The organism is Pseudomonas syringae KCTC 12500 (assembly GCF_000507185.2).
Lineage (GTDB): Bacteria > Pseudomonadota > Gammaproteobacteria > Pseudomonadales > Pseudomonadaceae > Aquipseudomonas > Aquipseudomonas syringae.
Genome location: NZ_AYTM02000002.1, coordinates 2020997 through 2046004, shown reverse-complemented (window position 1 = coordinate 2046004; position 25008 = coordinate 2020997). Strand labels below are relative to the sequence as shown.

At 59.7% G+C, this 25008-nt stretch carries 21 protein-coding genes; 7 read left to right on the top strand and 14 right to left on the bottom strand.

Going from position 1 to position 25008, the window contains the following annotated elements; genetic code table 11:
* Nucleotides 1-130: 130 nt before the first annotated feature.
* A complete protein-coding gene (locus V476_RS09465) occupies nucleotides 131-1177 on the bottom strand; it encodes a LacI family DNA-binding transcriptional regulator (RefSeq protein ID WP_024960318.1) in 1047 nt (348 codons plus the stop codon).
* Nucleotides 1178-1294: 117 nt separating this feature from the next.
* On the bottom strand, nucleotides 1295-1462 hold the full coding sequence (locus V476_RS28845; protein ID WP_003384477.1) for a hypothetical protein: 168 nt from the start codon (nucleotides 1460-1462) through the stop codon (nucleotides 1295-1297).
* On the opposite strand from V476_RS28845, the gene V476_RS09460 reads away from it, so the two are divergent.
* The 4 genes from V476_RS09460 to mgrA all read left to right on the top strand — a co-directional run bounded on the left by V476_RS09460 (nucleotide 1397) and on the right by mgrA (nucleotide 7179).
* Nucleotides 1397-3664 (top strand): TonB-dependent receptor, encoded by a 2268-nt coding sequence (locus tag V476_RS09460; protein ID WP_032629331.1) that lies wholly within the window; start codon nucleotides 1397-1399, stop codon nucleotides 3662-3664. The two genes, V476_RS28845 and V476_RS09460, sit on opposite strands and share 66 nt — an antisense overlap.
* Nucleotides 3665-3698: 34 nt before the next feature.
* Nucleotides 3699-5024 (top strand): LLM class flavin-dependent oxidoreductase, encoded by a 1326-nt coding sequence (locus V476_RS09455; protein WP_024960320.1) that lies wholly within the window; start codon nucleotides 3699-3701, stop codon nucleotides 5022-5024.
* Nucleotides 5025-5124: 100 nt separating this feature from the next.
* Nucleotides 5125-6060, top strand: a complete 936-nt coding sequence (locus tag V476_RS09450) for a sulfonate ABC transporter substrate-binding protein (RefSeq protein ID WP_027903026.1) — start codon at nucleotides 5125-5127, stop codon at nucleotides 6058-6060.
* 81 nt (nucleotides 6061-6141) lie between these two features.
* Nucleotides 6142-7179 (top strand): L-glyceraldehyde 3-phosphate reductase, encoded by a 1038-nt coding sequence (gene mgrA / locus V476_RS09445; protein ID WP_003426913.1) that lies wholly within the window; start codon nucleotides 6142-6144, stop codon nucleotides 7177-7179.
* Here mgrA and V476_RS28100 read toward each other — a convergent pair.
* From V476_RS28100 to glnA, 8 genes are all read right to left on the bottom strand, one after another.
* A complete protein-coding gene (locus V476_RS28100; protein ID WP_146050777.1) occupies nucleotides 7145-7330 on the bottom strand; it encodes a hypothetical protein in 186 nt (61 codons plus the stop codon). The genes mgrA and V476_RS28100 overlap by 35 nt on opposite strands.
* Nucleotides 7327-9120: an amidase gene (locus tag V476_RS09440; RefSeq protein WP_024960321.1), complete on the bottom strand. Its 1794-nt coding sequence runs from the start codon at nucleotides 9118-9120 to the stop codon at nucleotides 7327-7329. The genes V476_RS28100 and V476_RS09440 overlap by 4 nt, the downstream gene beginning before the upstream one ends.
* 105 nt (nucleotides 9121-9225) lie before the next feature.
* On the bottom strand, nucleotides 9226-10659 hold the full coding sequence (gene ntrC, locus V476_RS09435; RefSeq protein ID WP_024960322.1) for a nitrogen regulation protein NR(I): 1434 nt from the start codon (nucleotides 10657-10659) through the stop codon (nucleotides 9226-9228).
* A complete protein-coding gene (gene glnL, locus V476_RS09430; RefSeq protein ID WP_002555720.1) occupies nucleotides 10656-11741 on the bottom strand; it encodes a nitrogen regulation protein NR(II) in 1086 nt (361 codons plus the stop codon). The genes ntrC and glnL overlap by 4 nt, the downstream gene beginning before the upstream one ends.
* Nucleotides 11742-12023: 282 nt before the next feature.
* A complete protein-coding gene (locus tag V476_RS09425; RefSeq protein ID WP_024960323.1) occupies nucleotides 12024-12641 on the bottom strand; it encodes a DUF4124 domain-containing protein in 618 nt (205 codons plus the stop codon).
* Between the two features lie 11 nt (nucleotides 12642-12652).
* Nucleotides 12653-13189: a DUF4124 domain-containing protein gene (locus V476_RS09420; RefSeq protein ID WP_024960324.1), complete on the bottom strand. Its 537-nt coding sequence runs from the start codon at nucleotides 13187-13189 to the stop codon at nucleotides 12653-12655.
* A 77-nt stretch (nucleotides 13190-13266) separates the two neighbouring features.
* On the bottom strand, nucleotides 13267-13824 hold the full coding sequence (locus V476_RS09415) for a chorismate mutase (RefSeq protein ID WP_003343819.1): 558 nt from the start codon (nucleotides 13822-13824) through the stop codon (nucleotides 13267-13269).
* A 164-nt stretch (nucleotides 13825-13988) separates the two neighbouring features.
* Entirely contained in the window at nucleotides 13989-15395 is a 1407-nt protein-coding gene (gene glnA, locus V476_RS09410) for a glutamate--ammonia ligase (RefSeq protein WP_003343817.1), read from the bottom strand.
* A gap of 336 nt (nucleotides 15396-15731) precedes the next feature.
* Here glnA and thiI point away from each other — a divergent pair, with 336 nt between their 5' ends.
* Together thiI and typA are read left to right on the top strand one after the other, a co-directional pair.
* The gene (thiI, locus tag V476_RS09405) at nucleotides 15732-17186 is read left to right on the top strand and encodes a tRNA uracil 4-sulfurtransferase ThiI (protein WP_024960325.1); all 1455 of its coding nucleotides are present in this window, start codon (nucleotides 15732-15734) and stop codon (nucleotides 17184-17186) included.
* A 142-nt stretch (nucleotides 17187-17328) separates the two neighbouring features.
* The gene (gene typA / locus V476_RS09400) at nucleotides 17329-19149 is read left to right on the top strand and encodes a translational GTPase TypA (protein WP_003316380.1); all 1821 of its coding nucleotides are present in this window, start codon (nucleotides 17329-17331) and stop codon (nucleotides 19147-19149) included.
* A gap of 98 nt (nucleotides 19150-19247) precedes the next feature.
* Here typA and V476_RS09395 read toward each other — a convergent pair whose 3' ends face one another.
* From V476_RS09395 to V476_RS09385, 3 genes are all read right to left on the bottom strand, one after another.
* On the bottom strand, nucleotides 19248-20072 hold the full coding sequence (locus V476_RS09395) for a DeoR/GlpR family DNA-binding transcription regulator (protein ID WP_003316379.1): 825 nt from the start codon (nucleotides 20070-20072) through the stop codon (nucleotides 19248-19250).
* A gap of 130 nt (nucleotides 20073-20202) precedes the next feature.
* A complete protein-coding gene (locus V476_RS09390) occupies nucleotides 20203-20976 on the bottom strand; it encodes an L-iditol 2-dehydrogenase (RefSeq protein ID WP_024960326.1) in 774 nt (257 codons plus the stop codon).
* A 39-nt stretch (nucleotides 20977-21015) separates the two neighbouring features.
* Nucleotides 21016-22332 (bottom strand): ABC transporter substrate-binding protein, encoded by a 1317-nt coding sequence (locus V476_RS09385; protein ID WP_024960327.1) that lies wholly within the window; start codon nucleotides 22330-22332, stop codon nucleotides 21016-21018.
* Nucleotides 22333-22614: 282 nt separating this feature from the next.
* Here V476_RS09385 and V476_RS09380 point away from each other — a divergent pair, with 282 nt between their 5' ends.
* Nucleotides 22615-23514, top strand: a complete 900-nt coding sequence (locus V476_RS09380; RefSeq protein WP_024960328.1) for an AraC family transcriptional regulator — start codon at nucleotides 22615-22617, stop codon at nucleotides 23512-23514.
* Here V476_RS09380 and V476_RS09375 read toward each other — a convergent pair whose 3' ends face one another.
* Entirely contained in the window at nucleotides 23515-24774 is a 1260-nt protein-coding gene (locus tag V476_RS09375; protein WP_003343805.1) for a cation:proton antiporter, read from the bottom strand. It abuts the gene before it with no gap.
* Between the last annotated feature and the right edge of the window lie 234 nt (nucleotides 24775-25008).

The following is a 25008-nucleotide window of genomic DNA, read 5'->3' as shown; positions in this document are numbered from 1 at the left end:
TTCTGCGCCGCGCCACATAATCAGGAGAGGACGCGGAGCGTCCAGAACGGCATGCGACGCGGAGCGTCGCACGATGGTTACAGGGTCATCGTTCCTCACGCTCCAGCGTAGGCTCGAGATTGCGCCGGGCTCAGGTACTCTCCCGTTCCACCAGGCTGCACTCCAGCAGATTCAGGCGTTGTACTTCTCCCTCTAGCGGTAATACACCGAGGCTTTCAAGCACCCGCGTCGCAGCCATTACGCCGATCTGCAGGGCGGGCGGTTTGATGGTGGTCAGGCTGGGCAGCATCATTTCTGCGAAGGCGTAATCGCCAAAGCCCATCACGGCACAATCCTGTGGAATGCTCAGGCCTGCGCGCTGGCTGGCGAGCAGGGCGCCGGCTGCCAGGTTGTCGTTGGCGAAGAAGATCGCGTCAGGGCGGGGCGCTTGGTTCATCAGGGTGTCCATCGCCTGTTTGCCAGCCTCGAAGGGCGCTCGATCCGCGTCCGGGACGAAAACCCACGGCGTGATACCTAGCCCTTCCACGGTTGCGGCATAGCCGTCGCGACGCTCCAGTGCGCTGAAGTCGCCCGCGATGCTGTTCTGTACGAATGCGATGCGACGGTAGCCTTTGTCATGCAGATAACGGGCTGCCATCACGCCGACGTCGTAGTGCGAAAAGCCGATCTGGATCGGGCTGCGGTCGGGTTGATGGTCCCAGGTTTCGATCACCGGGACATCGGTCTGCTCGATCATGTTCTCGGTAGCAGGGCTGTGAAAGCGGCTGGTCAGCACCAGTGCCGCCGGTGACCAGCCCAGGAACGCCCGCACTGCGCTTTCCTCCTGCTCTGCGGAAAAGTAGCTGGACGCCAGCAGCAACTGGAAACCGTGCCGGCTCAGTGTGTCGCTGAAGCCCTGAATGGTATTGGCAAAGATCGGCCCGGAGATGTTGGGAATTACCATCGCTACCACCCGGCTGCGTGCCGATGCCAGGCCGCCAGCAACCAGATTGGGCACGTAGCCCAGTGCACTGACTGTGCTCGCAATCCGCTCGCGCAGTTCGGACGAAACCTGTTCCGGTTGATTGAAATAGCGCGACACGGTAATGGCCGACACCCCTGCCTGACGCGCCACGGCGGTGATCGTCACCCGGCCTGCGCCTCGGCGTTTGCGTATCAGAGGCTTCTCGTCGGCCATGCTCGATCACTTCGCATAAAAGTAAAAAGAATATAAAACTAATTTTTCAGTATTGGACGATCTATCAGTCGTTTCCTGATACTGGCGATGTTAGCGCTAACAAAGATGGTTTGTCTGCTACTCGCCACCGCGAATGCCCGGACCCGGTTTAGTCAGCACGCATAGGCGCCAGTGCGCATCGCACTGTCGGATCAGCGCATATTTCAGGTAGGCACGCAGATGCACACAACAGGTGGGGATAGCGTCAGACACACGCTTCTGGCGCAGGCGATCGATCAGGCTCATACGGCGCGGGGGCGCCGTTGTGGGTGGTTGCTGATGGGGCTGACGGCATTGCCGTGTGTTCCGGCCATGGCAGAGACAGCGGCAGGGCAGAATACAGAAACAGTAGCGCTGGAATCGGTGACCGTGACCGCCACACGCCGCGAAGAATCGCTGCAAAAAGTACCGGTCGCCGTGTCCGTGATCGAGGGCGAACAACTGGAACGCGATAACCGTAATGGCGTGGCCAGCATCGTGCAGCAGGTGCCATCGTTGAATTTCCGCACCGGGGCTTCCAACAAGGACACTTCGCTGTTCGTTCGCGGTGTCGGCACCATTTCCACCTCGCCAGGCGTCGAACCGACGGTGGCCACTGTGATCGATGGTGTGGTGTATGCGCGTCCGGGTCAGGCCACGCTGGACTTGCTCGACCTGGAACGCATCGAAGTGCTGCGCGGCCCGCAAGGCACGCTGTTCGGCAAGAACGCTTCGGCGGGCGTGCTCAACGTCACCACCAAGGCACCGACCGAAGAGACTCACGGTTACATCGATCAGTCCTATTACAGCGGCAATGAAAGCCGCACCCGTTTCGGTATTGGCGGCAGCCTGATTCCGCAGACCCTCAAAGGCTCGATCACGACGTTGTTCGGCAGCTATGACGGCAATGTCGATAACAAGCTCAATGGTCAGGAAATCAACGGCTACAACCGCAAGGGCGCACGCGGCAAGCTGGAATTCACGCCCAATGACGACATCACCTTCACCCTCGCAGCGGACTACATGCAGTCCCATGACGATGCGCCCAACGGTGTGGTGAGCAAAGCGCTGACCCCGTCCTTCGCCAGTGCCCTGGCGCCGGTACGTGCCGACAGCGATAACCGCAATGTCGTCAGCGATTACCGCAGCCATGTCGAGGACGTCAACAAAGGCCTGTCCGGTCAGCTCGACTGGCAACTGGGCGACTACACCCTGACCTCTATCACCGCCTGGCGCGGCTGGGACAACACGCAGTATCAGGACGGCGACCGGCTTGGCACTGTCACTGCGGCGTTCCCCGGCACCGAAGACAAGGGCGATCTGGCGTTCAACCAGTATTCCCAGGAGCTGCGTCTGGCGTCGCCGAAAGGCCAGTTTGTCGAATACGTCGGCGGTCTGTTTTACATGCACGGCAAGAGCGACGAGACCTATCAGCGCACGCTGATCACACCGACGACTCAGGATCGCGGCATCGCCGACTACAGCACCACCACCGACAGCTATTCGGTGTTCGGCGAAACCACGTTCAACTTCACACCGGACTTGCGAGCGATTGTTGGGGCACGCTGGACCCATGATGATCTGGAATACGATCATCGCCGCGTATCGACATCGGCTACGACTGTCAGCGGCATTCAGCCAGCGACCAGCAGTTCCGGCTCGGTGGATGAAGACGGCGAGTCCGGGCGTCTCGGTTTGCAGTACGACCTGAGCGACAGTGTGATGACCTACATCACCTACTCGCGCGGCTACAAAGGCCCGGCCTACAACGTGTTCTTCAACATGCAGCCGCGTGACACCGAGGCGCTCAAGCCGGAAACCTCGAACACCTGGGAGGTCGGCCTCAAGGCCACCACCTGGAACAATCGCCTGACCACCAATCTGGCGGTGTTCCACAGCGAGTACGACAACTATCAGGCGAATTTCTTCGACAGTGTTGCCGGACAGGTCGTGACGCGCCTGATCAACGCCGGCAGTGTCAGCACCGAAGGCGTCGAGCTGGATTACGCCCTGCAAGCCACCCGAAACCTGAAATTCTCCGGGGCGCTGTCCTACACCAGAGCACGCATCGACAGCTTCGCCTGCCCGGCCGGTGCGGCGGCGTCCTGCAACGTCGACGGTAAAACCCTGCCGTACAGCCCGGACTGGAAAAGCTACGTGCGCGCCGACTACACCATCCCGCTGGATAACGGCCTGGATATCGAACTGGGCACCGATTACAGCTGGCAGAGCGAAGTGCAGTACGACATCAGCCAGAACCCGGACACCAAACAGGGCGCTTACGGCATCTGGAACGCCAGCGTGGCACTGGCGGATTACAACAGCGGCTGGCGCGTTGCACTGCTGGGCAAGAACCTGGCCGACAAGTCCTATTCGCCAATGCTCGCCACCGGCGGGAATTACGTTTACCGATCCGTACCGCGTGATGACGAGCGTTATTTCGGCGTGCAGTTACGCAAGGATTTTTGAGCCGAGACCCCAGGCAACACGTAAGGAGTGAGGTATGAGCACGACTGCTCGACAGATGAAACTGGGCGCTTTCCTGATGGCCACCGGGCACCATGTCGCTGCCTGGCGGCACCCGGACGTGCCTGCGGATGCAGGGCTGGATTTCAAGCATTACCGGCACGTGGCCAGGGTCGCGGAGGCGGCAAAATTCGATGCGTTGTTCGTCGCCGACAGCGTGGCTGCCGCGACGGGTGATATCGCCAGCCGCATGGCGCGCTCCGATCATTTCGAACCACTGACCCTGCTCTCGGCACTCAGCGCGGTGACCGAGCATATTGGTCTGATCGCGACAGCGACCACCACCTACAACGAGCCGTATCACGTAGCCCGCAAGTTCGCCTCGCTGGATCATCTCTCCGGTGGGCGAGCGGGCTGGAATCTGGTGACGTCAGATGCCGCCGCCGAAGCGCAGAACTTCGGTCGCGCCGAGCATGTGGGGCATGCCGAGCGCTATAGCCGCGCACGAGAGTTTCATCAGGTGGTGACCGGCCTGTGGGACAGTTGGGCAGACGACGCCTTCACCCGCGATAAGGCCAGTGGCGAGTATTACGACCCGGCCAGACTGCATGTGCTTAATCATGAGGGCGAGCATTTCCGCGTCAAAGGCCCGCTGAACGTGGCGCGTTCGCCGCAGGGTCAGCCGGTGGTGGTGCAGGCCGGTTCCTCGGAAGTCGGACGTGATCTGGCGGCGCAGACGGCGGAAGTGGTATTCACCGCGCAGACCTCGCTGGCCAGTGCGCAAGCTTTCTACGCTGACCTCAAGGGCCGTCTGAGTGCTTACGGGCGGGCCGTCGATTCTCTGAAAATCATGCCCGGCGTGTTCATCGTCGTGGCCGAAACCGAAGCCTTGGCGAAAGCTAAATTCGAGTCGTTTCAGGAGCTGGTCGAGCCTCAGGTCGGGGTCGCTCTGCTGGGCCGCATGCTGGGCAATTTCGACCTGTCGGGCTACCCGCTGGACGGCCCGCTGCCGGAATTGCCATTGACCGACAGCGGCCAGCGCAGCCGGCAGAAACTGCTCACCGAACTGGCCGATCAGGAAAACCTGACCCTGGCGCAACTGGGGCGACGGATTGCCGGTGGGCGAGGGCACTACAGCCTGATCGGCACGCCGGAGCAGATAGCCGATGAGTTGCAACGCTGGTTCGAGCAAGGCGCGGCGGATGGCTTCAATGTGCTGGTGCCGCACCTGCCGGGCGGTCTCGAAGATGTCGCGAGACTGCTGGTGCCGGAGCTGCAGCGGCGCGGGCTGTTTCGCACCGAGTATGAAGGCACGACCTTGCGCGAAAACCTGGGCTTGCAACGGCCTGCTTATAGATTTTGATCGTTGCCGCATGCAAGTCCTGATGAGCGCAGAAAGCGGGCTCCCACGGCCTTCGGCCAGAATCAAAGGCAGATTTTTATACAGAATTAAGGGATCACCCATGAAATCATTTACGTTTATCGCCGCCATTCTGGCCTTTAGCGGCCTGTTCGGTACAGCTGCTGCCGACGAGCCCGACACCCTTCGCATCGGCTATCAGAAGGGTTCGATCACGCTGGTGCTGGCCAAGGAGCATAGCCTGCTGGAAAAGCGTTTTCCCCAGAAGAAAATCAAATGGGTCGAGTTTCCGGCCGGGCCGCAGATGCTGGAGGCGCTGAACATTGGCAGCCTGGACATCGCCTCCACCGGCGACATTCCGCCGATTTTCGCCCAGGTCGCAGGTGCCGACCTGGTCTACATCGGTGCCGAGCCACCCAAGCCGCAGGTGGAAACCCTGTTGGTGCGCAACGAAAGCCCGGTGCACAGCGTCGCAGAATTGAAAGGCCGCAAGGTCGCTCTGCAGAAAGGCTCCAGCTCGCATAACGTGGTGCTGCGTTTGCTCAACAAAGCAGGCCTGACGTTCAAGGATATTCAGCCAATCTACCTGACCCCCGCCGATGCTCGCGCGGCCTTTGAAAACGGCAGTGTCGATGCCTGGGCGATCTGGGACCCTTACTACTCCATCGCCATGAGCGAAGGCCACACTCGTCTGCTGGCCAACGGCGAGGGGCTTGGATTGTCCGGGCCGTTCTATACCGCACGGCGAGCGTTTGCCGAGGAAAATGCAGCGCTCGTGCAGCAGGTGCTCGACGAACTGACGGTGGCCGACGGATTGTCGCGCTCGCAGCGTGCCGAGAGTATTCAGATACTGGCGCGCAGCATGGGCTTGTCCGAAGCGGTCATGACTCAGTATCTTGACCATCGGCCTGTATCACCCAGCCTGCCGATCACGCCGGAGATCGTACGCGCGCAGCAGGCGACCGCTGATCTGTTTTACGACAACCACTTGATACCCAAGCGGGTCGACATTCAGCAGGTTGTCTGGCAAAAGCCATGATTCCGGCGTTGCGAACAGGCCTCACCTGTTCGCAAACGCAATCAAGACGCCTCGAATATCCCCCAGACAAGAGAGGATTCAATGACCTACATCGCTGCCGAAAATCGTTACGAAGACATGCCTTATCGCCGTACCGGCCGCAGCGGGCTGGTGCTTCCGGCACTGTCTTTGGGCTTGTGGCACAACTTCGGTGACAGCACGCCGATCGACACCCAGCGCGCCATGCTGCGCACGGCGTTCGATCTGGGCATCAATCATTTCGACCTGGCCAACAACTATGGCCCGCCGTACGGCAGCGCCGAGATCAACTTCGGCCGTCTGCTGCGCGAAGACTTCAAGCACTACCGTGATGAATTGATCATCTCCAGCAAGGCCGGCTGGGACATGTGGCCAGGGCCGTACGGGCAGGGCGGTGGTTCACGTAAATACGTGCTCGCCAGCCTTGATCAGAGCCTGCAACGTATGGGCCTCGATTACGTCGACATCTTCTATTCCCACCGTTTCGACCCGGACACTCCGCTGGAAGAAACCGCCAGCGCGTTGGCCACCGCGGTTCAGCAGGGCAAGGCGTTGTACATCGGTATCTCGTCGTATTCCGGGGCCAAGACCCGCGAAATAGCTGCGTTACTCAAAGAGTGGAAAGTACCGCTGCTGATTCATCAGCCTGCCTACAACCTGCTTAACCGCTGGGTCGAGAAAGACTTGCTCGACGCTACCGAAGAGCTGGGCGCTGGCGTGATCGCGTTTACTGCGTTGGCCCAAGGGCTGCTGTCGGACAAGTACCTGAACGGCGTGCCCAAGGATGCGCGGGTCAATCGTCCGGGGGGCGGCTCGCTGCAGGCTTCGCACCTGTCCGAGCAGAACATCGCCCACGTGCGCGCGCTCAACGAAATCGCCCAGCGTCGCGGTCAGAGCCTGGCACAAATGGCCCTGGCCTGGACGTTGCGCGATCCGCGCGTGACCTCAGCGTTGATCGGTGCGAGCCGTCCCGAGCAGATCATTGAAAACGTCGGCGCGCTGAAGAACCTCGCGTTCAGCCCCGAAGAACTGACCGAGATCGACAGCTTTGCGGTAGAAGGCGGGATCAACCTGTGGGAAAAACCTTCTCTGGCTGAGTAAGCACAGCCGTTTCCGGGTAATAACTCAGACCTTGCGTGGGCCGCCATCGGACGTTGAAAAATGCGTCTGGCGGCTCACTCGTCTGCGCGGGCAGCAACGCCGGGTTGTTCAGTGGCTTCCACTGGATAACAAAGAAGGAGGTCTGGTTCATGATTTTTTCCTCCTGCCCTCGGCAATGACCAGCGGATCGGCTGAGTATTGCCAAGGAATCTCGTCCAGTGTCCAGAGATGAAACGCTACGGGCGAGGCGAAATCCGGGTCTGGCGGCGCTTTGGTGTGATACTCGCAATAGTGCGTCTGAAAGTCGATGGCGGCTTGTACGAGCAGTGGTTCACTGAAGCGCCTGCCCCAGAACGCCGCCGTAACGGGTAATTGCTTTGGGACGCCGGTCGCGCCATGCCCGATGGGCAGTGTCAGCATGGGCCAGGCCAGCGCGTTGGGCATATCGAAGTACGTGCGCTGTACCGGTAGTGTCCTCACCAGTGCGTCTGCCCGCTCGCCGACGTGAGCACCGAGCGGCAGCACCATCATGAAGTCAATCTGATAGTCATTCAGGGCCTTTTCAAAATGCCCCTGCTGTAGACGGCGTCTGTTCTCTGCTTCGAGTCTGATCCCCACTGGAATCAGTGAGGCAACCTGATCGAATAACTCCGGATATCTTCGTAGCAAATAGTCTCTGTCGTCTTGATTCTCCAACACGTCTGCAAAGTCACGTACGGCCGACCAGTGCCGGGTTTCCAGTTGGTTGGCGTAACTGGTCACGGCTTGGGCGTTGACTCTCATCAGAGTGCTGCCATCACTGTCCAGCACGTCATGAATGGGTTCTGGCGAGGAGTAAGGAATGTTTTCAAGAATTTCAGCATCCAGCCAAGGAAAGTCGATGACCCTTGCACCCAGCGTCTCGAGCTGATCCTTGAACCTGATAAACGCTGCGCTGTAGTCCTCGTCGTAAGACTGCGCAGGGGGTTGACCGGACGACGACATCCAGTCCGTCTGCGGAATGCCTATGGTCAGCCCTTCCAGAGGAAGAGAACCGGGGGTCGGGGTAATGGAAAGCTGCTCGCCTATCGATGGGGCCGACAGACTTTGCGGGTCGTTTTCTCCATCAGGGCCGGCAATTATGGACAGTATCAGCGACGCATCGCGGATCGAACGGGCCATGGGGCCGACCACGTCCCAGCCGCTTCGCAGGGGCATCACGCCGGCGCCAGACACCAGTCCCAGCGATGGTTTTATTGCGCTGGCGCCATTCGCAGCCGCAGGAATGATAATCGAGCCGGCCGTCTCTTCGCCCAGCGCTGCGGCGCACAGTCGTGCAATCGGGGCGACCCCCGAGCCCTGACTGGACCCGCCCGGCGTACGTATCGGGTCCCATGCGTTCCCGGCAAACTGGCCGACCGTGTGGGTCGAGAGTTCGGAGCAGATGGTATGACCGATAATAAGAGCGCCCTGAGCCCTCAGCCGGGCTACGCATGTCGCATCACGTAATGCCAGGTTGCCGGAAAAGGCCTGAGTGCCGTTTTTGCTTTCAAGGCCCTGAATGGCGAAAGAGTCTTTTATACCGAAGGGAATTCCGCACAACGGAGGCGCCGGGCCGCGTTGATCGTCTGGAGTCGTCAGCCATTGATCGGCGAGTCTTGCCTGCTCCAACAGTGTCGAGAAATCTTCCAGCCGCACAAAAGCGTTGTATTTACCGTTATCGCCGTAGGTTTCTTGCGGGCCGTTGAACCGGGTGATGCGGCTCCAGTATTCGACTAGCACCTGTTCGGCGGTCAGTCTTTGCGGGTTGCCTTCGCGCAGCAGTGCGGCGAGTTCGACGATTTCGTAGTCAACAATCCGCTCGCGTCGTTCAATGCCTGCACCACGCGGCAGTGCCGCAAGCAAACGTAAATTGTTGGCGTGCTGTCGGGCGTCAGGTTCGCCGAGTAATGCACTTTCCATATTGATCAGCTCCTTATGACTCCTTGAGTGGAGTCAAAAGAAGCTAATCATTAATGGGCGTTGCGGGTAACTGTCAGAAATGGCAGTGAACGTCTTGAGGACGGCTCAGCCTTCGTCAGCCTCGTCGTCATCCCCGCCATCGATCTTCATGCCCAGTTCCTTGATCTTGCGGGTCAGGGTGTTGCGGCCCCAGCCCAGCAGCACGGCGGCATCGCGGCGGCCAGCGGTGTGCTTGAGGGCGGTTTCGATCATGATCCGCTCGAAGGTCGGCACGGCGCTGTCCAGCAGGCTGGACTGACCGCGAGACAATGCCTGGTCGGCCCACTGGCGCAGCGCCTGTTCCCAGTTGGTGACCGGCGCGGCGTCCTGCGGCAGGCTCAGCAGTTCCGGCGGCAGGTCGCTGATGTGCACTTCACGACCCGACGCCATGACCGTGATCCAGCGGCAGGTGTTTTCCAGCTGACGCACGTTGCCAGGCCACGGCAGATGCTTGAGGTACTCCTCGGTCTCGGCCTTGAGCAACTTGGGCTCGACCGCCAGTTCCTGAGCCGCGCGGCTGAGGAAGTGCTTGGCCAGGGTCGGGATGTCTTCGCGACGGTCTGACATGCGCGGAATGTGGATGCGGATCACGTTCAGGCGGTGAAACAAGTCTTCGCGGAACTTGCCGGCCTGCACCAGGGTTTCCAGATTCTGGTGGGTGGCAGCAATGATGCGCACATCGACCTTGACCGGCGTGTGACCGCCGACCCGGTAGAATTCGCCATCCGCCAGTACACGCAACAGACGAGTCTGGGTGTCGGCGGGCATGTCACCGATTTCATCGAGAAACAGCGTGCCGCCGTCGGCCTGTTCGAAGCGCCCACGACGCAGGTTGGCCGCGCCGGTGAAGGCGCCTTTTTCATGCCCGAACAGCTCGGACTCCATCAGGTCCTTGGGGATCGCCGCCATGTTCAGCGCAATGAACGGCGAGGCCGAACGCGGGCTGTGGCGATGCAAGGCATGAGCGACCAATTCCTTGCCGGTCCCCGACTCACCGTTGATCAACACCGTGATGTTGGAGTGACTCAGACGGCCGATGGCGCGAAACACTTCCTGCATCGCTGGCGCTTCGCCAATGATTTCAGGGGTGCGGGTCAGCGTCGGTGCAACGTCCAGGCCCTGTTGTTCCTGAGCGTGCTGATTGGCGCGCTTGACCAGCGACACGGCTTCATCGACGTCGAACGGCTTTGGCAGGTACTCGAACGCGCCGCCCTGATAGGACGCCACGGCGCTGTCCAGGTCCGAGTGGGCGGTCATGATGATCACCGGCAGACGCGGATGCTGCTCGCGAATCCGCGCCAGCAGGTCCAGACCGCTGGCACCCGGCATGCGGATGTCGGAAATGATCACGTCCGGTTGCTGACGGGCCAGACGGCTCATCACCCCGTCGGCGCTGTCGAAGCTTTGCGTGGTCATGCCTTCCTGTTGCAAGGCTTTTTCCAGTACCCAGCGGATAGAACGATCGTCGTCTACGATCCAGACAGTTTCACTACGGCTCATGTCGAAGCTGCTCCTTGTTCCAGCGGCAGGAAGATCGAGAACGTGGTGTGGCCGGGATGGCTGTCACACTCGATCAGACCCTGGTGCTGGCTGATGATGTTCTGGGTAATGGCAAGACCTAATCCCGTACCGTCCGGGCGGCCACTGACCATGGGGTAGAAAATGGTTTCCTGAAGCTCGGCCGGAATACCGGGGCCGTTGTCGATGATTTCGATCTTGCTCACCAGTCGATGGCGAACGTGGCCGATGGTGAACTGGCGCATGGCGCGGGTACGCAGGGTGATCCGGCCAAGGCGCAATTCGTTCTGGCCGCTGATGGCCTGCATGGCGTTGCGCACGATATTGAGCACGGCCTGGATCATTTGCTCGCGGTCGATCAACACGTCGGGAATGCTCGGGTCGTAGTCGCGCACCAAGGTGATGCAGCCCTGGCTTTCGGCCTCGACCAGGCTGCACACGCGCTCGAGCACTTCGTGCACGTTGGTCATCGCCAGCGATGGCAGCTTGTTGGAGCCGAGCATGCGGTCGACCAGATTACGCAGGCGGTCGGCCTCTTCGATGATGACGTTGGTGTAGTCCTTGAGACTTTCTTCAGGCAGCTCGCGGGCCAGCAGTTGTGCGGCTCCGCGAATGCCGCCCAGCGGATTCTTGATTTCGTGAGCTAGGCCACGCACCAGCATCTTGGTGGTTTCCTGCTTGGACAGCTGAGCTTCTTCTTTGGTGATGCGCAACAGCCGGTCACGCGGGTGTACTTCAAGCAACAGCAGGGTATCGCCCTTGCTGAGGATAGGCGTCACCGCATAGTCGACAGTCAGGGTCTGACCGGTCAGTGCGGTGAGCATCGCTTCGCGCTTGGTAAAAGGATGAGCCTGCTCGACTGCCTGACGCAGCGAACTCAATGCTTCGGCCGACTCGGTGAACAGCTCGCTGATGAATTGCCCATGGCTGCGCTGCCCGCTGATGGCCAGCAGCATTTCCGCCGCCGGGTTCATATACTCAAGTCGCAGGTCAGCGTTGAGCAGAATGGTGGCAGTGGTCAGGTTATCCAGTAACAGTCTGTGCAGCGCATCGCTGATAGTCATGAATCGTGTTGACCTCTTTTGGCACATTGCAGTCGCGCAATGCGGGTGCTGGTTGGTCTGCACCAGCAGGAGCAAGGCCACCAATACGGTGCTATGTCAGTGAAGTTGCAAAAAACAAACCAAGGCTCCGAAAAGAAGCGCTTTATCTGCAAAATCGGGCCGTTTTTGTAGAGAGTGCCCGCACACGGCGCTACCCGGCCAGGCTTCCTGAACCAGATTGGGCTGTATTGTTGCGCAGGCAGACATTGAGCGCACCAAAAAGGTGCTGGCGATTTGGCGAGATCAGAAGAAGGGCAGGATGCTGCTTTTTGGTTCCGGCTTGTCCTTGAGCGGACACTCCGGACGCGCGCCGTAGTCATCCTCCTTGCAGGGATGAGTCGCGCGCTTTTGCGCCAGGGAAATGCGCTGTACGTGAAACGGCTGGTTCGGGGTTTTTTCCAGAACACGGCCGAGCTCGTCGAAAATTTCTACCGACAGTTGATGCGTGCCGCGATCCACATTGCTCAACGGAAACACCGGACTGCGGCCGGCCTGGCCCACGGCAACGCCATCCAGCAGCAGCCGGTAGCTGTGCCCCGCCTGTAACACCGGTTCGCTGGTGACGGTAACGATCAGGTCGCCACTGGGATTGACCAGGGTAGCGTCCGGTTCGGGCACCAGAATTCTCAGCAACTGGTAATGAAACATCGGTTGTACTGCAGGTTTGGCAGGGTGGGCCTTCAAGGTGCGGGTCGGCGGTGTGCCGGTCATGTTGTTGCTGGGCGCGATGTCGACGCGAGTAGCGTTCTTGCGCGGCTGGTCGGTAAACACCCGATTACCCTGCGCGTCGATATAGGTGTAGACGTCGGCCACTGCGGGCAGCGTCAAGAGCAGCAACAGGCAGGTCAGCAGACCGCGCATCGTGTATCTGCTCATGGCTTGCCGAGGTGTACGCGCTGTACGGTCAGGGTGATGGTTTCACTCTGCTGAATGATCCGCTCGCCGTCTTTCACGACTACCGCGAAACTGTGTTCACCGCGATCTACGTTGACCACCTGAAAGCGCGGCAGGTTGGAGGGCTGCCCGTACAGGTTGCCGTCCAGCAGCAATTGCAGGCTGTGAGTCGGTTGCAGGCGTGGCTGGATCTTCACACCGATGATGAACGTGCCATTGTTGGCGCGTAACGCTTCGTCGGTGGGCAGGTCTTTCAGTTCCAGCACGTCGTAGGTCGTTTGTGGCTGCGATTGTGGCGCCGCAGGGGCCGGCTGCGGCGCACTGTTGACGACCGGTCTTGAAGGCGTCTGCGTTTCGATGCTGTTGAGTGGCGGCAACTCGACCACTTCGGTCTTGGCCCCGTTGGGCGGCTGGTTGCTGAACGCGGTGTTACCGTTCGCATCGGTGTACTTATAGATCTGCGCCAGCGCGGGCAGGCTGATCAACAGCAGCAGGCAAATCAGACTTTGACGCATGAGACTCTCGACAGCGGGGCAAGATTGGCCGTCAGCATAGAACACATCGCCCTATGCTGCGCTATCCGCCTGATGTGTCAGAGTTTCGCAGGGCAAAGGTCGGCTGTGGCCAGTACCAGCGCCTGATCGTGAATCGGGTCGGTCTGATAACGCTTCAGCGCCGCATCCAGTTGCATCTGGCAGGTTTCCGCCTTGCGCAGTGGCTGGAAGTCCGCGTAGGCCTGGAGCAACTGGGTCTGCAGGCGATCCAGTTTCGGACGGATGTCATCGACCAGGCTGAGCCTGACCGTGTCGGGCGCCTTACCTGCCGCGTGCCACTGGGCGAGCAGGGCGTTCTGCACCTGTTTATTGGCTTCGATCTGGGCGCGGAACAGGCGTTGAACGTCATCGGGGTTGAGCTTGAACTCGGCAGCACGGGCCTGGGCGGCACTGATCACTTGCAGCTCGCGCGGCGGGTCCTCGACGGCCTTGCCGCTGTCCCACTTGCTCAGGGCAACTTGATCGGCGATGGTCAGGCGCTCGCTGATCGCTTGCAGCAGAGGTTCAAGTGCAGAAGGCTTCTGCTCGGCAGTGAAGGCGAAACAGGTAGACATGAACGTCATCGTCAGCAGGGAAGTGGCCAGAATAAGGCGCATGGCAGTTCCATCTCGGTTCGGTTGGGAGGTGCAGATTTAACTCCAGGCGACCGGGCAGAGCCAGTGTTGCAGGGTGAACAAAAGTTCACGCGGTAAAATCCGGGCAAAAAAAAGACCTCCCGAAGGAGGTCTCCTGTAACGCCAACAATGCTGGCGTTGCTGGATCAGCAGCTGTAGTACAGCTCGTATTCCAGTGGGTGTACGAAGGTGCGAACCTTGATTTCTTCTTCGCTTTTCAACTCGATGTAGGCATCGATGAAGTCGTCGCTGAAGACGCCGCCCTTGGTCAGGAACGCGCGGCCCTTGTCCAGTTCTTCCAGGGCTTCTTTCAGGCTGCCGCAAACTTGTGGGATCTCTTTGGCCTCTTCAGGCGGCAGGTCATACAGGTTTTTGTCAGCTGCGTCGCCAGGGTGGATCTTGTTCTGGATACCGTCCAGGCCAGCCATCAACAGAGCAGCGAATGCCAGGTACGGGTTGGCTGCCGGATCCGGGAAGCGTGCTTCGATACGACGGCCGCGTGGGCTGTTGACGTAAGGAATACGGATCGATGCGGAGCGGTTACGCGCCGAGTAGGCCAGCATGACCGGTGCTTCGAAACCTGGGACCAGACGCTTGTAGGAGTTGGTCGACGGGTTGGTGAAGCCGTTCAGAGCCTTGCCGTGCTTGATGATGCCGCCGATGAAGTACAGGGCGGTATCGGACAGACCGGCATAGCCTTCGCCTGCGAAGGTGTTCTTGCCATCCTTGGAGATGGACATGTGTACGTGCATACCCGAGCCGTTGTCACCGTACAGTGGCTTGGGCATGAAAGTAGCGGTACGGCCGTAAGCGTCGGCAACGTTGTGTACGCAGTACTTGAGGGTCTGAACTTCGTCAGCCTTCTTGACCAGCGTGTTGAATTTCACGCCGATTTCGTTCTGGCCGGCAGTCGCCACTTCGTGGTGGTGAACTTCAACGGTCTGGCCCATTTCTTCCAGAGCGTTGCACATTGCGGTACGGATTTCGTGGTCGTGGTCGACTGGTGGCAGCGGGAAGTAACCACCTTTGACGCCCGGACGGTGGCCCTTGTTGCCGCCATCGACGTCGCCGTCGGTCATCCAGGAGGCCTGTTCGGAGAAGATCTTGAACATGGAACCGGAGATGTCGGACTTGAACTTCACTTCGTCGAAGATGAAGAACTCTGGCTCCGGACCTACGAATACGGTATCGCCGATACCGGTCGACTTCAGGTATTCCTCGGCACGGTGGGCAATGGCGCGCGGGTCGCGGTCGTAGCCTTGCATGGTCGAAGGTTCGATCACGTCGCACACCAGAACCAGGGTCGGCTCTTCGGTGAACGGGTCGAGCAGGGCGGTTTCGTCATCCGGCAGGAGAATCATGTCGGACGCTTCGATGCCTTTCCAGCCAGCGATGGAGGAACCGTCGAACATTTTGCCGACTTCGAAGAAGTCGTCTTCCAGTGCATCGCGCGCAGGCATGGTGACGTGCTGCTGCTTGCCCTTGGTGTCTGTGAAGCGCAGATCAATCCATTTAACGTCATGATCTTTGATGAGTTGAACCGACTTCGACATGGTGTCCTCCGGGTGGCTAGAGACCGACTTGATAGAGTTATGGTCCCTTGAATTTGGGTGATGCCGGCGCAGATACTCTGCCAAGGCAACCTGCCTCACAAGGGAGCAATTTGCATGCCAGTGCCCCGTGTTGGGTTTTTTGCCTCAAACGCAGGTTTTCAGGGGGCGAAAACGCACCACACGGGAAAAACACGCACCTTTATGGCGCTACAATTTGGTGCGACGACTCTTTTTGGTGCGTCGTTGATTGCGTGTACGATAACTGGTTAAACCTTGAGCAATTTCCGCTATAATCCGCGCCCCCCTTTTTTGGTCGGCACCTCACGCTCCGTTTCCATGAAACTAATCGTTAAAGTTTTCCCAGAAATCACCATTAAAAGCCCGCCGGTGCGCAAGAAGTTCATCCGGCAACTGGGCAAGAACATTCGTACCGTGCTCCGTGAACTGGACGCGGACATTGTCGTGGGTGGCGTATGGGACAACCTTGAGGTCGAAACCCGCCTGACCGACCCCAAAGTGCTGCAGGGCATCAGGGAACGGCTGAGCTGCATGCCGGGCATCGCCAACTTTCTGCAGGTCGCCGAGTACCCGCTGGGCGATCTGGATGACGTGGTTGCCAAGTGCAAACTGCACTACGCCGATCTGTTGCCTGGCAAGATGTTTTCAGTGCGTTGCAAGCGCGCCGGCCGACACGACTTCAATTCTATGGACGTCGAGAAATACGTCGGCAGCAAGCTGCGCATGCAGTGCGGCGCCGCCGGAATCGAGCTGAAAAAGCCCGATCTGGTCGTGCGCATGGAAATTCGCGACCAACGGTTGTTTGTGGTTCATGACCAACATCAGGGCATGGGCGGTTACCCGCTGGGCGCGCTGGAGCAGACCCTGGTATTGATGTCCGGCGGGTTCGATTCGACCGTTGCGGCCTACCAGATCATGCGCCGCGGCCTGATGGCGCACTTCTGCTTCTTCAATCTGGGCGGACGAGCCCATGAGCTGGGCGTGATGGAAGTCGCGCACTTCATCTGGAAGAAGTACGGCAGTTCACAGCGCGTGCTGTTCGTCAGCGTACCGTTCGAGGAAGTTCTCGGAGAAATTCTGCAGAAAGTCGATAACAGTCATATGGGTGTAGTTTTGAAGCGTATGATGTTACGCGCTGCATCTGCCGTGGCTGATCGTCTTGAAATCGATGTGCTGGTCACCGGCGAAGCGATTTCACAGGTTGCCAGCCAGACGCTACCCAACCTGTCGCTGATTGACGCGGCGACCGACAAGCTGGTCCTGCGGCCGCTGGTTGCCACCCATAAGCAGGACATCGTGGACCTGGCGACTGAAATCGGCACCGCTGATTTTGCCCGGCACATGCCTGAGTATTGCGGGGTGATTTCGGTCAACCCAAAGACCAACGCCAAGCGAAATCGCGTTGAGTACGAAGAAAAACAGTTCGACATGGCGATTCTCGAGCAGGCGCTCGAACGCGCGAAGCTGGTTTCGATCGATCGGGTTATCGACGATCTGAGCCGCAATGTCGATATAGAAGAAGTCAGCCAGGCGCTGGCCGGTCAGGTGATCCTCGACATCCGTCACCCGGATGCCCAGGAAGACCAGCCGCTGCAAGTCCCTGGCGTGGAGATACAGACGTTGCCGTTCTACGCATTGAACAGCCGTTTCAAGGCACTGGATGACACGCGCCAGTACCTGCTGTATTGCGACAAAGGCGTCATGAGTCGCCTGCATGCCCACCATTTGCTCAGTGAGGGACATGCCAATGTGCGCGTATATCGACCGAGCTAAGTGCCCGGGGCTGTTTGCCTGTGGCTTGCGTCACCGGCCCCCCGACACCTGTCGTCATGCCGTTACGGCTTTTGCCGACTCAAAATAGTAATCGCTGTCCTTAACCAGTCAGCAGACCGAATCCTCTGATCGAGATACACAAGTGATCGAAAATCTACGTAACATCGCCATCATTGCTCACGTTGACCATGGTAAGACCACCCTGGTAGACAAACTCCTGCGTCAATCCGGCACTCTGGAGCGCGGCGAGCTCAACGATGAGCGCGTGATGGACTCCAACGACCAGGAAAAAGAGCGCGGTATTACCATTCTCGCGAAGAACACCGCGATCAACTGGAATGGCTACCACATCAACATCGTGGACACCCCGGGCCACGCCGACTTCGGTGGTGAAGTAGAGCGCGTGATGTCGATGGTCGACTCCGTACTGCTGCTGGTCGATGCCCAGGACGGCCCTATGCCGCAAACCCGTTTCGTGACCAAGAAGGCTTTCGAAGCCGGCCTGCGTCCAATCGTGGTCATCAACAAGGTTGACCGTCCAGGCGCGCGTCCGGACTGGGTTCTGGACCAGATCTTCGACCTGTTCGACAACCTGGGTGCCACCGAAGAGCAGCTGGACTTCAAAGTCGTCTACGCCTCGGCCCTGAACGGCATTGCCGGTCTGGAACACACCGACATGGCTGAAGACATGACCCCGCTGTACCAGGCGATTGTCGATCACGTCCCTGCACCAAAGGTTGACCGTGACGGTCCGTTCCAGATGCAGATTTCCGCACTGGACTACAACAGCTTCCTGGGCGTCATCGGTGTTGGCCGTATCGCTCGTGGTCGCGTCAAGCCGAACACCCCGGTGGTTGCCATCGACGTCAACGGCAAGAAGCGTAACGGCCGTATCCTGAAACTGATGGGTCACCACGGTCTGCACCGCATCGACGTTGAAGAAGCAGCTGCCGGCGACATCGTCTGCATCAGCGGCTTCGACCAGCTGTTCATCTCCGACACTTTGTGCGACCCACTGAACGTCGAAGCGATGAAGCCGCTGACCGTCGACGAACCTACCGTTTCGATGACCTTCCAGGTTAACGATTCGCCGTTCTGCGGTAAGGAAGGCAAGTTCGTCACCAGCCGTAACATCAAGGAGCGTCTGGACAAGGAACTGCTCTACAACGTTGCTCTGCGCGTTGAAGAAGGCGACACCGCCGACAAGTTCAAGGTCTCCGGCCGTGGTGAGCTGCACCTCTCGGTACTGATCGAAACCATGCGTCGCGAAGGCTTCGAAATGGGTGTTGGTCGTCCTGAAGTGATCATCCGCATGGTTGACGGCGTCAAGCACGAACCGTACGAAAACGTCACCATCGACCTGCCTGAAGAAGCGCAGGGCGCGATCATGGAGCAAATGGGTAACCGTAAAGGCGACCTGACCAACATGGTTCCGGATGGCAAGGGCCGTGTGCGCCTTGAGTACAACATCCCGGCACGTGGCCTGATCGGTTTCCGTAACGAGTTCCTGACCCTGACTTCCGGCGCAGGCATCCTGACCAGCATCTTCGACCGTTACGACGTGATGAAGTCTGGCGACATGTCCGGCCGTCAGAACGGCGTTCTGGTTTCGGTTGCTACCGGCAAGGCGCTGACCTACTCCCTGGAAACACTGCAAGCCCGTGGCAAGCTGTTCCTGGGTCATGGCGAAGACGTGTACGAAGGTCAGATCGTCGGCATCAACAGCCGCGACAACGACCTGGGTGTAAACCCAACCAAAGGTAAGAAGCTCGACAACATGCGTGCTTCCGGTAAAGACGAAACCATCGCTCTGGTTCCGCCTATCCGTTTCACTCTGGAACAAGCGCTGGAATTCGTACAAGAAGACGAACTCTGCGAAGTGACTCCAAAGTCGATCCGCCTGCGTAAGAAAATCCTTGGCGAAAGCGAGCGTACTCGTGCTGCCAAGAAGTCGGGCAACTGAGTAATCGGTTAGTCGGCTAGACACAAAAAACCCGGTCGCCAGACCGGGTTTTTTTATGCCCGCTATTTGCCTCTGGTATCAGCCAGCCTTGAGGCAACCTACTTCGAACGGCCGCCCACTGGCGCCAGCAGCAACTCGATACGCTGCTTGCGAATCCCGTCGGCAGCCGCTTCGGCCAGGGCCGCGTCGGTGATGATGGTATCGAACTGTTCGAGCCCGGCGACCTTGTACATGCCGAAGGTGCCGTATTTGGAGCTGGTGGCGATCAGCACGGTTTGCGAGGCGGATTGCATGGCGGCCTGCTTGACCTCGACCTTCAGCGCCGACGGTGTGGTGGTGCCGCGTTGCAGGTCCCACGAGCTGGTAGACATGAAGGCCACATCGGTCGCCAGCTGGCGCAAGGTTGCCGCTGCCAGGCCGCCAACGCTGGAGCGGTTCGGATGATCGAGCAGCCCTCCGGTGTGAATCACATCCACATGCGCAGCATCGGCCAACGCGTTGACCACGCCGAAATCATTGGTGACCACGGTCATGCCCGACAGCGCGATGATGTGCGGGACGATTTCGAGTGTGCTGGTGCCTGCGTCCAGATAGATCGTCATGTCCGGGTGCAACAACCCCGCTGCGAGCCGCGCCATGCCCTGCTTGTGCGGCAACTCCACCACCGCCTTGGACTGGTGGCTGGGTTCGCTGTGGACCTGGCTGGCGATGCGCACGCCTCCGGTGACCGAGTAGGCACGACCTTCCTGCTCCAGCAGGGCGATGTCGCGGCGGATGGTCATGTGCGAGCAATCGAACATCTCCATCAACTGATGCACGCTGAGCACCTGATGCTTGCGTAACTGACGCAGCATCAGCTCCCGGCGCTGATCAGGGATCATAGGTGTACCGCCGGAAATGGCGATCTCCTCTTCAGTGGACATTCGTACTCCTGTACATCAATGAGCCGCCTCAGGCAGCAGACGGTCCGCGCATCTTAGCCAATCGCTTCGGCAATGGAAGCAGTTGCAGGCTTTTTTGCGCGGTTCGGCTCATCTTTACCGCCGTCGCACGTCAACTCATCCAGTTGCCACCGTCGACGTTATAGGTCTGGGCGACCACGTATTCGCTGTCCGCTGAAGCCAGGAAAATGGCCATGCCGGTCAAATCGTCCGCTGTGCCCATGCGCCCGAAAGGCACTTGCTCGCCTACCAGCTTTTTCTTCTCGCCCAACGGCCGGTTTTCGTGGCGGGCGAACAGCGCATCGACGCCGTCCCAGTGTTCGCCATCGACCACACCCGGCGCGATGGCGTTGACATTGATGCCGTGCCTGATGAGGTCCAGCCCGGCCGATTGGGTCAGGCTGATCACCGCAGCCTTGGTCGCGCAATACACCGCCACCAGCGCCTCGCCCCGGCGCCCGGCCTGGCTGGCCATGTTGATGATCTTGCCGCCGTGCCCTTGGGCGATCATTTGCCTGGCTGCTGCCTGCAAGGTGAACAGCGTGCCGCCGACATTGATCGAAAACAGCCGCTCGTAGCTGTCGCGGGTGATGTCGACGATCGGCGCCAGGTCGAACAGCGCGGCGTTGTTGATCAGGATATCCAGCTTGCCGACCTGGGCGACCACTGCGGCGATGGCCTGATCGATGGACGACTGATCCGTGACGTCCATCCGCACCGCATAAGCGTTGGGTCCCAGTTCTGTCGCTGTCGCCTGTGCGCGTTGCAGGTCGATATCGGCAATCGCCACACGAGCGCCTTCGTGAATGTACGCCTGCGCAAACGCCCGGCCGATGCCTCGCGCCGATCCGGTGATCAGCGCGCTTTTACCTTCAAGTCGTTTCATGGGTTCATCGTCCGTTCAATACAGTTGAGGGCTGGCGCTCTACTTCGGGTAGCCGGAACGTTTCATCTCGCGTTCGGTCACCGCCTGCGCGGCTGTGAGCGCCTGTTCAGTGGTGGTTTGCCCGGTCACCGCAGCAGAAAACAGCTTGCCGACCGAGGTACCAATGGCCTGAAACTCCGGAATGGTCACGTACTGGATACCAACGTAGGGCACGGGTTTGGCCGACGGGTGCGCCGGGTCGGCGTGTTGCATCATCTGCAGCGTGACCTTGGCGAACGGCGCAGCTTTCAGGTAAGCCTCGCTGTAGGTGGAGGTGCGGGTGCCAGGTGGTACGTTGCTGATGCCGTCTGTCTCGGCGACCAGCTGGATATACGCCTTGGACGTCGCCCAGGTGATGAACGCCTTGGCCGCATCCTTGTGCTTGGAGGTGGTCGGTATCGCCAGCGACCAGGCGTAAAGCCATGACGAGCCCTTGTCAGTCACTTCAACCGGCGCAGGTGCAAAGCCGACGCTGTCGACAACCTTGCTCTGCGCCTTGTCGGTGGTGAACGAGCCGGCCACGCTGGCATCCACCCACACCGCGCATTTGCCGCTGTTGAACAGCGCGAGGGTTTCGTTGAAACCGTTGCTCGACACGCCCGGCGGGCCATAGTTTTTCAGGGTGTTGACGTAGAAATTCGCAGCCTTGCTCCATTCCGGGCTGGTCAATTGCGGTTTCCATTGCTCGTCGAACCAGCGCGCGCCGAATGCATTGGCCATGGTGCTGAGCAAAGCGATGTTTTCACCCCAACCGGCCTTGCCGCGCAGGCACATGCCGTAAACGCCCTTGTCGGGCTGATGCAGCTTCGCGGCGAATTCGCCCAGCTGCGTCCAGGTCGGGTGTTCGGGCATGCTCAAGCCAGCCTGCTTGAACAAATCGGTGCGGTAATAAGTAATGGTGCTTTCGCCGTAAAAGGGCAGGGCATAGAGCGTGTCCTTGACTGACAAGCCTTGGCGCACCGAAGGAAAGATATCCTCCAGATCGTAGTCCGGCGCAAGGCCGGTGACTGGCTCCAGCCACTGTTTGGCGCCCCATAGCGGGGTCTCGTAGGTGCCGATGGTCAACACGTCGAACTGGCCGCCCTGCGTGGCGATATCGGTGGTCAGGCGCTGACGCAGGACGTTTTCTTCGAGCACTACCCAGTTGAGTTTGATGTCGGGATGCTGCTGCTCAAAGGTTTTCGACAGGCGCTGCATGCGGATCATGTCGCCGTTGTTCACCGTGGCGATGGTCACGGTTTCGGCGGCCTGGACAGTCAGGTTGAAAAGGGCGGCGGACACGCCTGCGGACAGGAAAAGCGTTTTCCGAATGTTCATCTTAGTGCTCTCCACCTCGCGCCTTGTCTGGCGGGAGTCATTGTTTTTGTTGTTGGCCACGGTTGAGTCACCCTGGTGGACGGCTCGATTACAGCAGCCCTCAGAGGGCTGAACAAACGCAGCGCGGATCATCGACTGATACTTTTTTAACCGAGCGCGCTCCGGCGGTCCGAAAGCAAAAAAGTATCAGTGCCGGTTTGATCGCGGGCTAGCCTTGGCTAGGCGCGAGGGCGTATGTTCAAGCGTCCACAGCGCATTCATAACGATAAAAAGGGGCATCCCGTGCCTGACAGCCGAGCCGCCTTGCTCGAGCAGCGCCCTGCCGAGCTTGAGGTTATCCTCCCGCAGCCCGACCACTGCTTTCGCTGGTACGAGCACGACTATCCCTACGCACTGGCGCGCTGGAACCATCATCCGGAATTCGAAATTCATCTGATCCGCCAGGGCAGCGGCAAGCTGGTGGCCGGTGATTACATCGGTGAGTTCGCAGCAGGGCATGTGGCCCTGATCGGTCCGGATCTGCCGCATGACTGGATTGGCGATCTGGCCCCCGGTGAGCATCTGCCCGGGCGGGACGTGGTGCTGCAGTTCGACGGTGTAGCGTTGCTCGCCTTGCGCGGCACGCTGCCGGAAATGGGTGACTTGCAGCGGCTGTTCGAGCAGGCGCGACGCGGCCTGGAGTTCACCGGTGCGACAGCGGTGCAGGCTGCACGCCTGCTTGAAAAGATTGGCCCTGCTCAGGGGCTGGAGCGGCTGATTCTGTTTCTGCAACTGGTCAACACGCTTATGAAAGCGCCTGCGCAGGAGGTTCGCCTGCTGGCCAGCACCTGGTATGCACCGACCCTGGATGCGCGCAGCTCCGAACGGATCAACAAGGCGTTCGACTATCTGCTGACCGAATTGACCAGCGATATTCGCCTGTCCGTTATCGCGCAGCGACTGGACATGAGCGATCCGGGGTTCTCACGCTTCTTCAAGCGCACCACGGGCCATTGTTTTATCGATCTGATGCGCAAACTGCGGGTCCAGCGGGCTTGCCGGCTGCTGCTGCACAGCGAGATGTCGGTGTCAGACATCTGCTTTGAAGTCGGCTATGCCAACCTGTCCAACTTCAACCGACACTTCCGCGTGGAGATGCAGCAGACGCCCAGTGAATACCGGCGCGCCGCCGCATCGGTCTGATCAATGCTCTGCCGGCTCTTTCGCCTGCGGGGCGCGGGTAACGGCATTCACCAGCTTGCCGATGGTCAGGCCCTGCAGAAGGATCGACAGCAACACCACGATGTAGGTGATACTCAGCAGCAGATCGCGTTCCGGCCCGGTCGGCAGGGCCAACGCCAGCGCAACCGAGACCCCGCCGCGCAAGCCGCCCCAGGTGAGGATGCGGATCGTGCCGTGCGGCACCTTGCGCCAGCGACGCAACAACAGGATGGCCGGGGCGACGGTGACGAAGCGCGACAGCAGAATCGCCGCCGCCAGCAGGCTGGCCGCAATCAGGTGCTGCCACGAGAACGGCAACAGCAACAGCTCCATGCCGATCAGCGCAAACAGCAGCGCGTTGAGCATGTCATCCAGCAACTCCCAGAAACCGTCCATGTAACGACGGGTCATGTCGTTCATCGCCAGATTGCGTCCCAGGTTGCCGATGATCAGGCCGGCCACGACCATCGCGATAGGACCGGACACATGCAGTTCAGACGCCATCGCCGAGCCGCCGATCACCAGCGCCAGCGTGAGCATGACCTCGATCTGATACTGCTCGATGCTCTTGATCATCAGGTACACGGCGTAACCGATCAGGCCGCCGAACAGCACACCGCCCACCGCTTCGTGGACGAACAGCAGAGCGGTTTCGCCAACCGTCGGCGTCTCGCCCAGCTGTGCGATACCCAGCAGCACGGTGAACACCACCACCGCGGTGCCGTCGTTGAACAGGCTTTCGCCGACGATCGTGGTCTTCAGCGGTTTCGAGGCGTTGGCCGTACGCAACACACCGAGCACCGCAATCGGGTCGGTGGGCGAGATCAGCGCACCAAACAGCAGGCAGTACAACGGGCTGACGTGCCAGCCGAACAGGGCAAAGATCCAGTAGGCCAGTGCGCCGATCACCGTGGTGGCAATCAGCACCCCGAAAGTCGCCAACAGGCCGATGGGCCAACGGTAGCTTCTCAAGTCGCCCAGGTTGACGTGCAGCGCCCCGGCGAACAGCAGGAAGGACAGCATCCAGTTCATCAGCAGGTCGCCGAAGTCGATCTGGCCGATCAATTGCTGAACGCGATCTTCCAGGCCGGGATAGCCCAGAAAGCTCAGACCCTGCAGCAGCAACGAGAACATCAGCGCGGTGACCATCACGCCAATGGTGGGGGGCAGACCGATGAAACGGTAGTTCACGTAGGTCAGCAGCGCAGTGAGGCAGATAAAACCAGCAGCGAGTTCAAGCATCGGTCATTCCAAATCCGTAATTGCAGTGTCTCGATCACCGTAACCGAGCCTGTGTTTGATGGACCGGAACTACGTCCAGACACATCTCGACACGCCACAGTGGGGTTTGCGTTGACCACGCAGAGGCGGTGATGTTGCAAAAAAGGCCGGAATCACCAAACGAAGCTGGATTTGAGACGGGAAAAGGAGGGGATTGCAGACGCAAAAAAGTCAGCCCGAATGACGGTCCGGGCT

Bases quoted from the DNA above. Each gene is read 5' to 3' on its own strand.
- V476_RS09465 (WP_024960318.1), bottom strand. From the start codon at position 1,177: ATGGCCGACGAGAAGCCTCTGATACGCAAACGCCGAGGCGCAGGCCGG.
- V476_RS09460 (WP_032629331.1), top strand. From the start codon at position 1,397: ATGCACACAACAGGTGGGGATAGCGTCAGACACACGCTTCTGGCGCAG.
- V476_RS28845 (WP_003384477.1), bottom strand. From the start codon at position 1,462: ATGAGCCTGATCGATCGCCTGCGCCAGAAGCGTGTGTCTGACGCTATC.
- V476_RS09455 (WP_024960320.1), top strand. From the start codon at position 3,699: ATGAGCACGACTGCTCGACAGATGAAACTGGGCGCTTTCCTGATGGCC.
- V476_RS09450 (WP_027903026.1), top strand. From the start codon at position 5,125: ATGAAATCATTTACGTTTATCGCCGCCATTCTGGCCTTTAGCGGCCTG.
- mgrA (WP_003426913.1), top strand. From the start codon at position 6,142: ATGACCTACATCGCTGCCGAAAATCGTTACGAAGACATGCCTTATCGC.
- V476_RS28100 (WP_146050777.1), bottom strand. From the start codon at position 7,330: ATGAACCAGACCTCCTTCTTTGTTATCCAGTGGAAGCCACTGAACAAC.
- V476_RS09440 (WP_024960321.1), bottom strand. From the start codon at position 9,120: ATGGAAAGTGCATTACTCGGCGAACCTGACGCCCGACAGCACGCCAAC.
- ntrC (WP_024960322.1), bottom strand. From the start codon at position 10,659: ATGAGCCGTAGTGAAACTGTCTGGATCGTAGACGACGATCGTTCTATC.
- glnL (WP_002555720.1), bottom strand. From the start codon at position 11,741: ATGACTATCAGCGATGCGCTGCACAGACTGTTACTGGATAACCTGACC.
- V476_RS09425 (WP_024960323.1), bottom strand. From the start codon at position 12,641: ATGCGCGGTCTGCTGACCTGCCTGTTGCTGCTCTTGACGCTGCCCGCA.
- V476_RS09420 (WP_024960324.1), bottom strand. From the start codon at position 13,189: ATGCGTCAAAGTCTGATTTGCCTGCTGCTGTTGATCAGCCTGCCCGCG.
- V476_RS09415 (WP_003343819.1), bottom strand. From the start codon at position 13,824: ATGCGCCTTATTCTGGCCACTTCCCTGCTGACGATGACGTTCATGTCT.
- glnA (WP_003343817.1), bottom strand. From the start codon at position 15,395: ATGTCGAAGTCGGTTCAACTCATCAAAGATCATGACGTTAAATGGATT.
- thiI (WP_024960325.1), top strand. From the start codon at position 15,732: ATGAAACTAATCGTTAAAGTTTTCCCAGAAATCACCATTAAAAGCCCG.
- V476_RS09395 (WP_003316379.1), bottom strand. From the start codon at position 20,072: ATGTCCACTGAAGAGGAGATCGCCATTTCCGGCGGTACACCTATGATC.
- V476_RS09390 (WP_024960326.1), bottom strand. From the start codon at position 20,976: ATGAAACGACTTGAAGGTAAAAGCGCGCTGATCACCGGATCGGCGCGA.
- V476_RS09385 (WP_024960327.1), bottom strand. From the start codon at position 22,332: ATGAACATTCGGAAAACGCTTTTCCTGTCCGCAGGCGTGTCCGCCGCC.
- V476_RS09375 (WP_003343805.1), bottom strand. From the start codon at position 24,774: ATGCTTGAACTCGCTGCTGGTTTTATCTGCCTCACTGCGCTGCTGACC.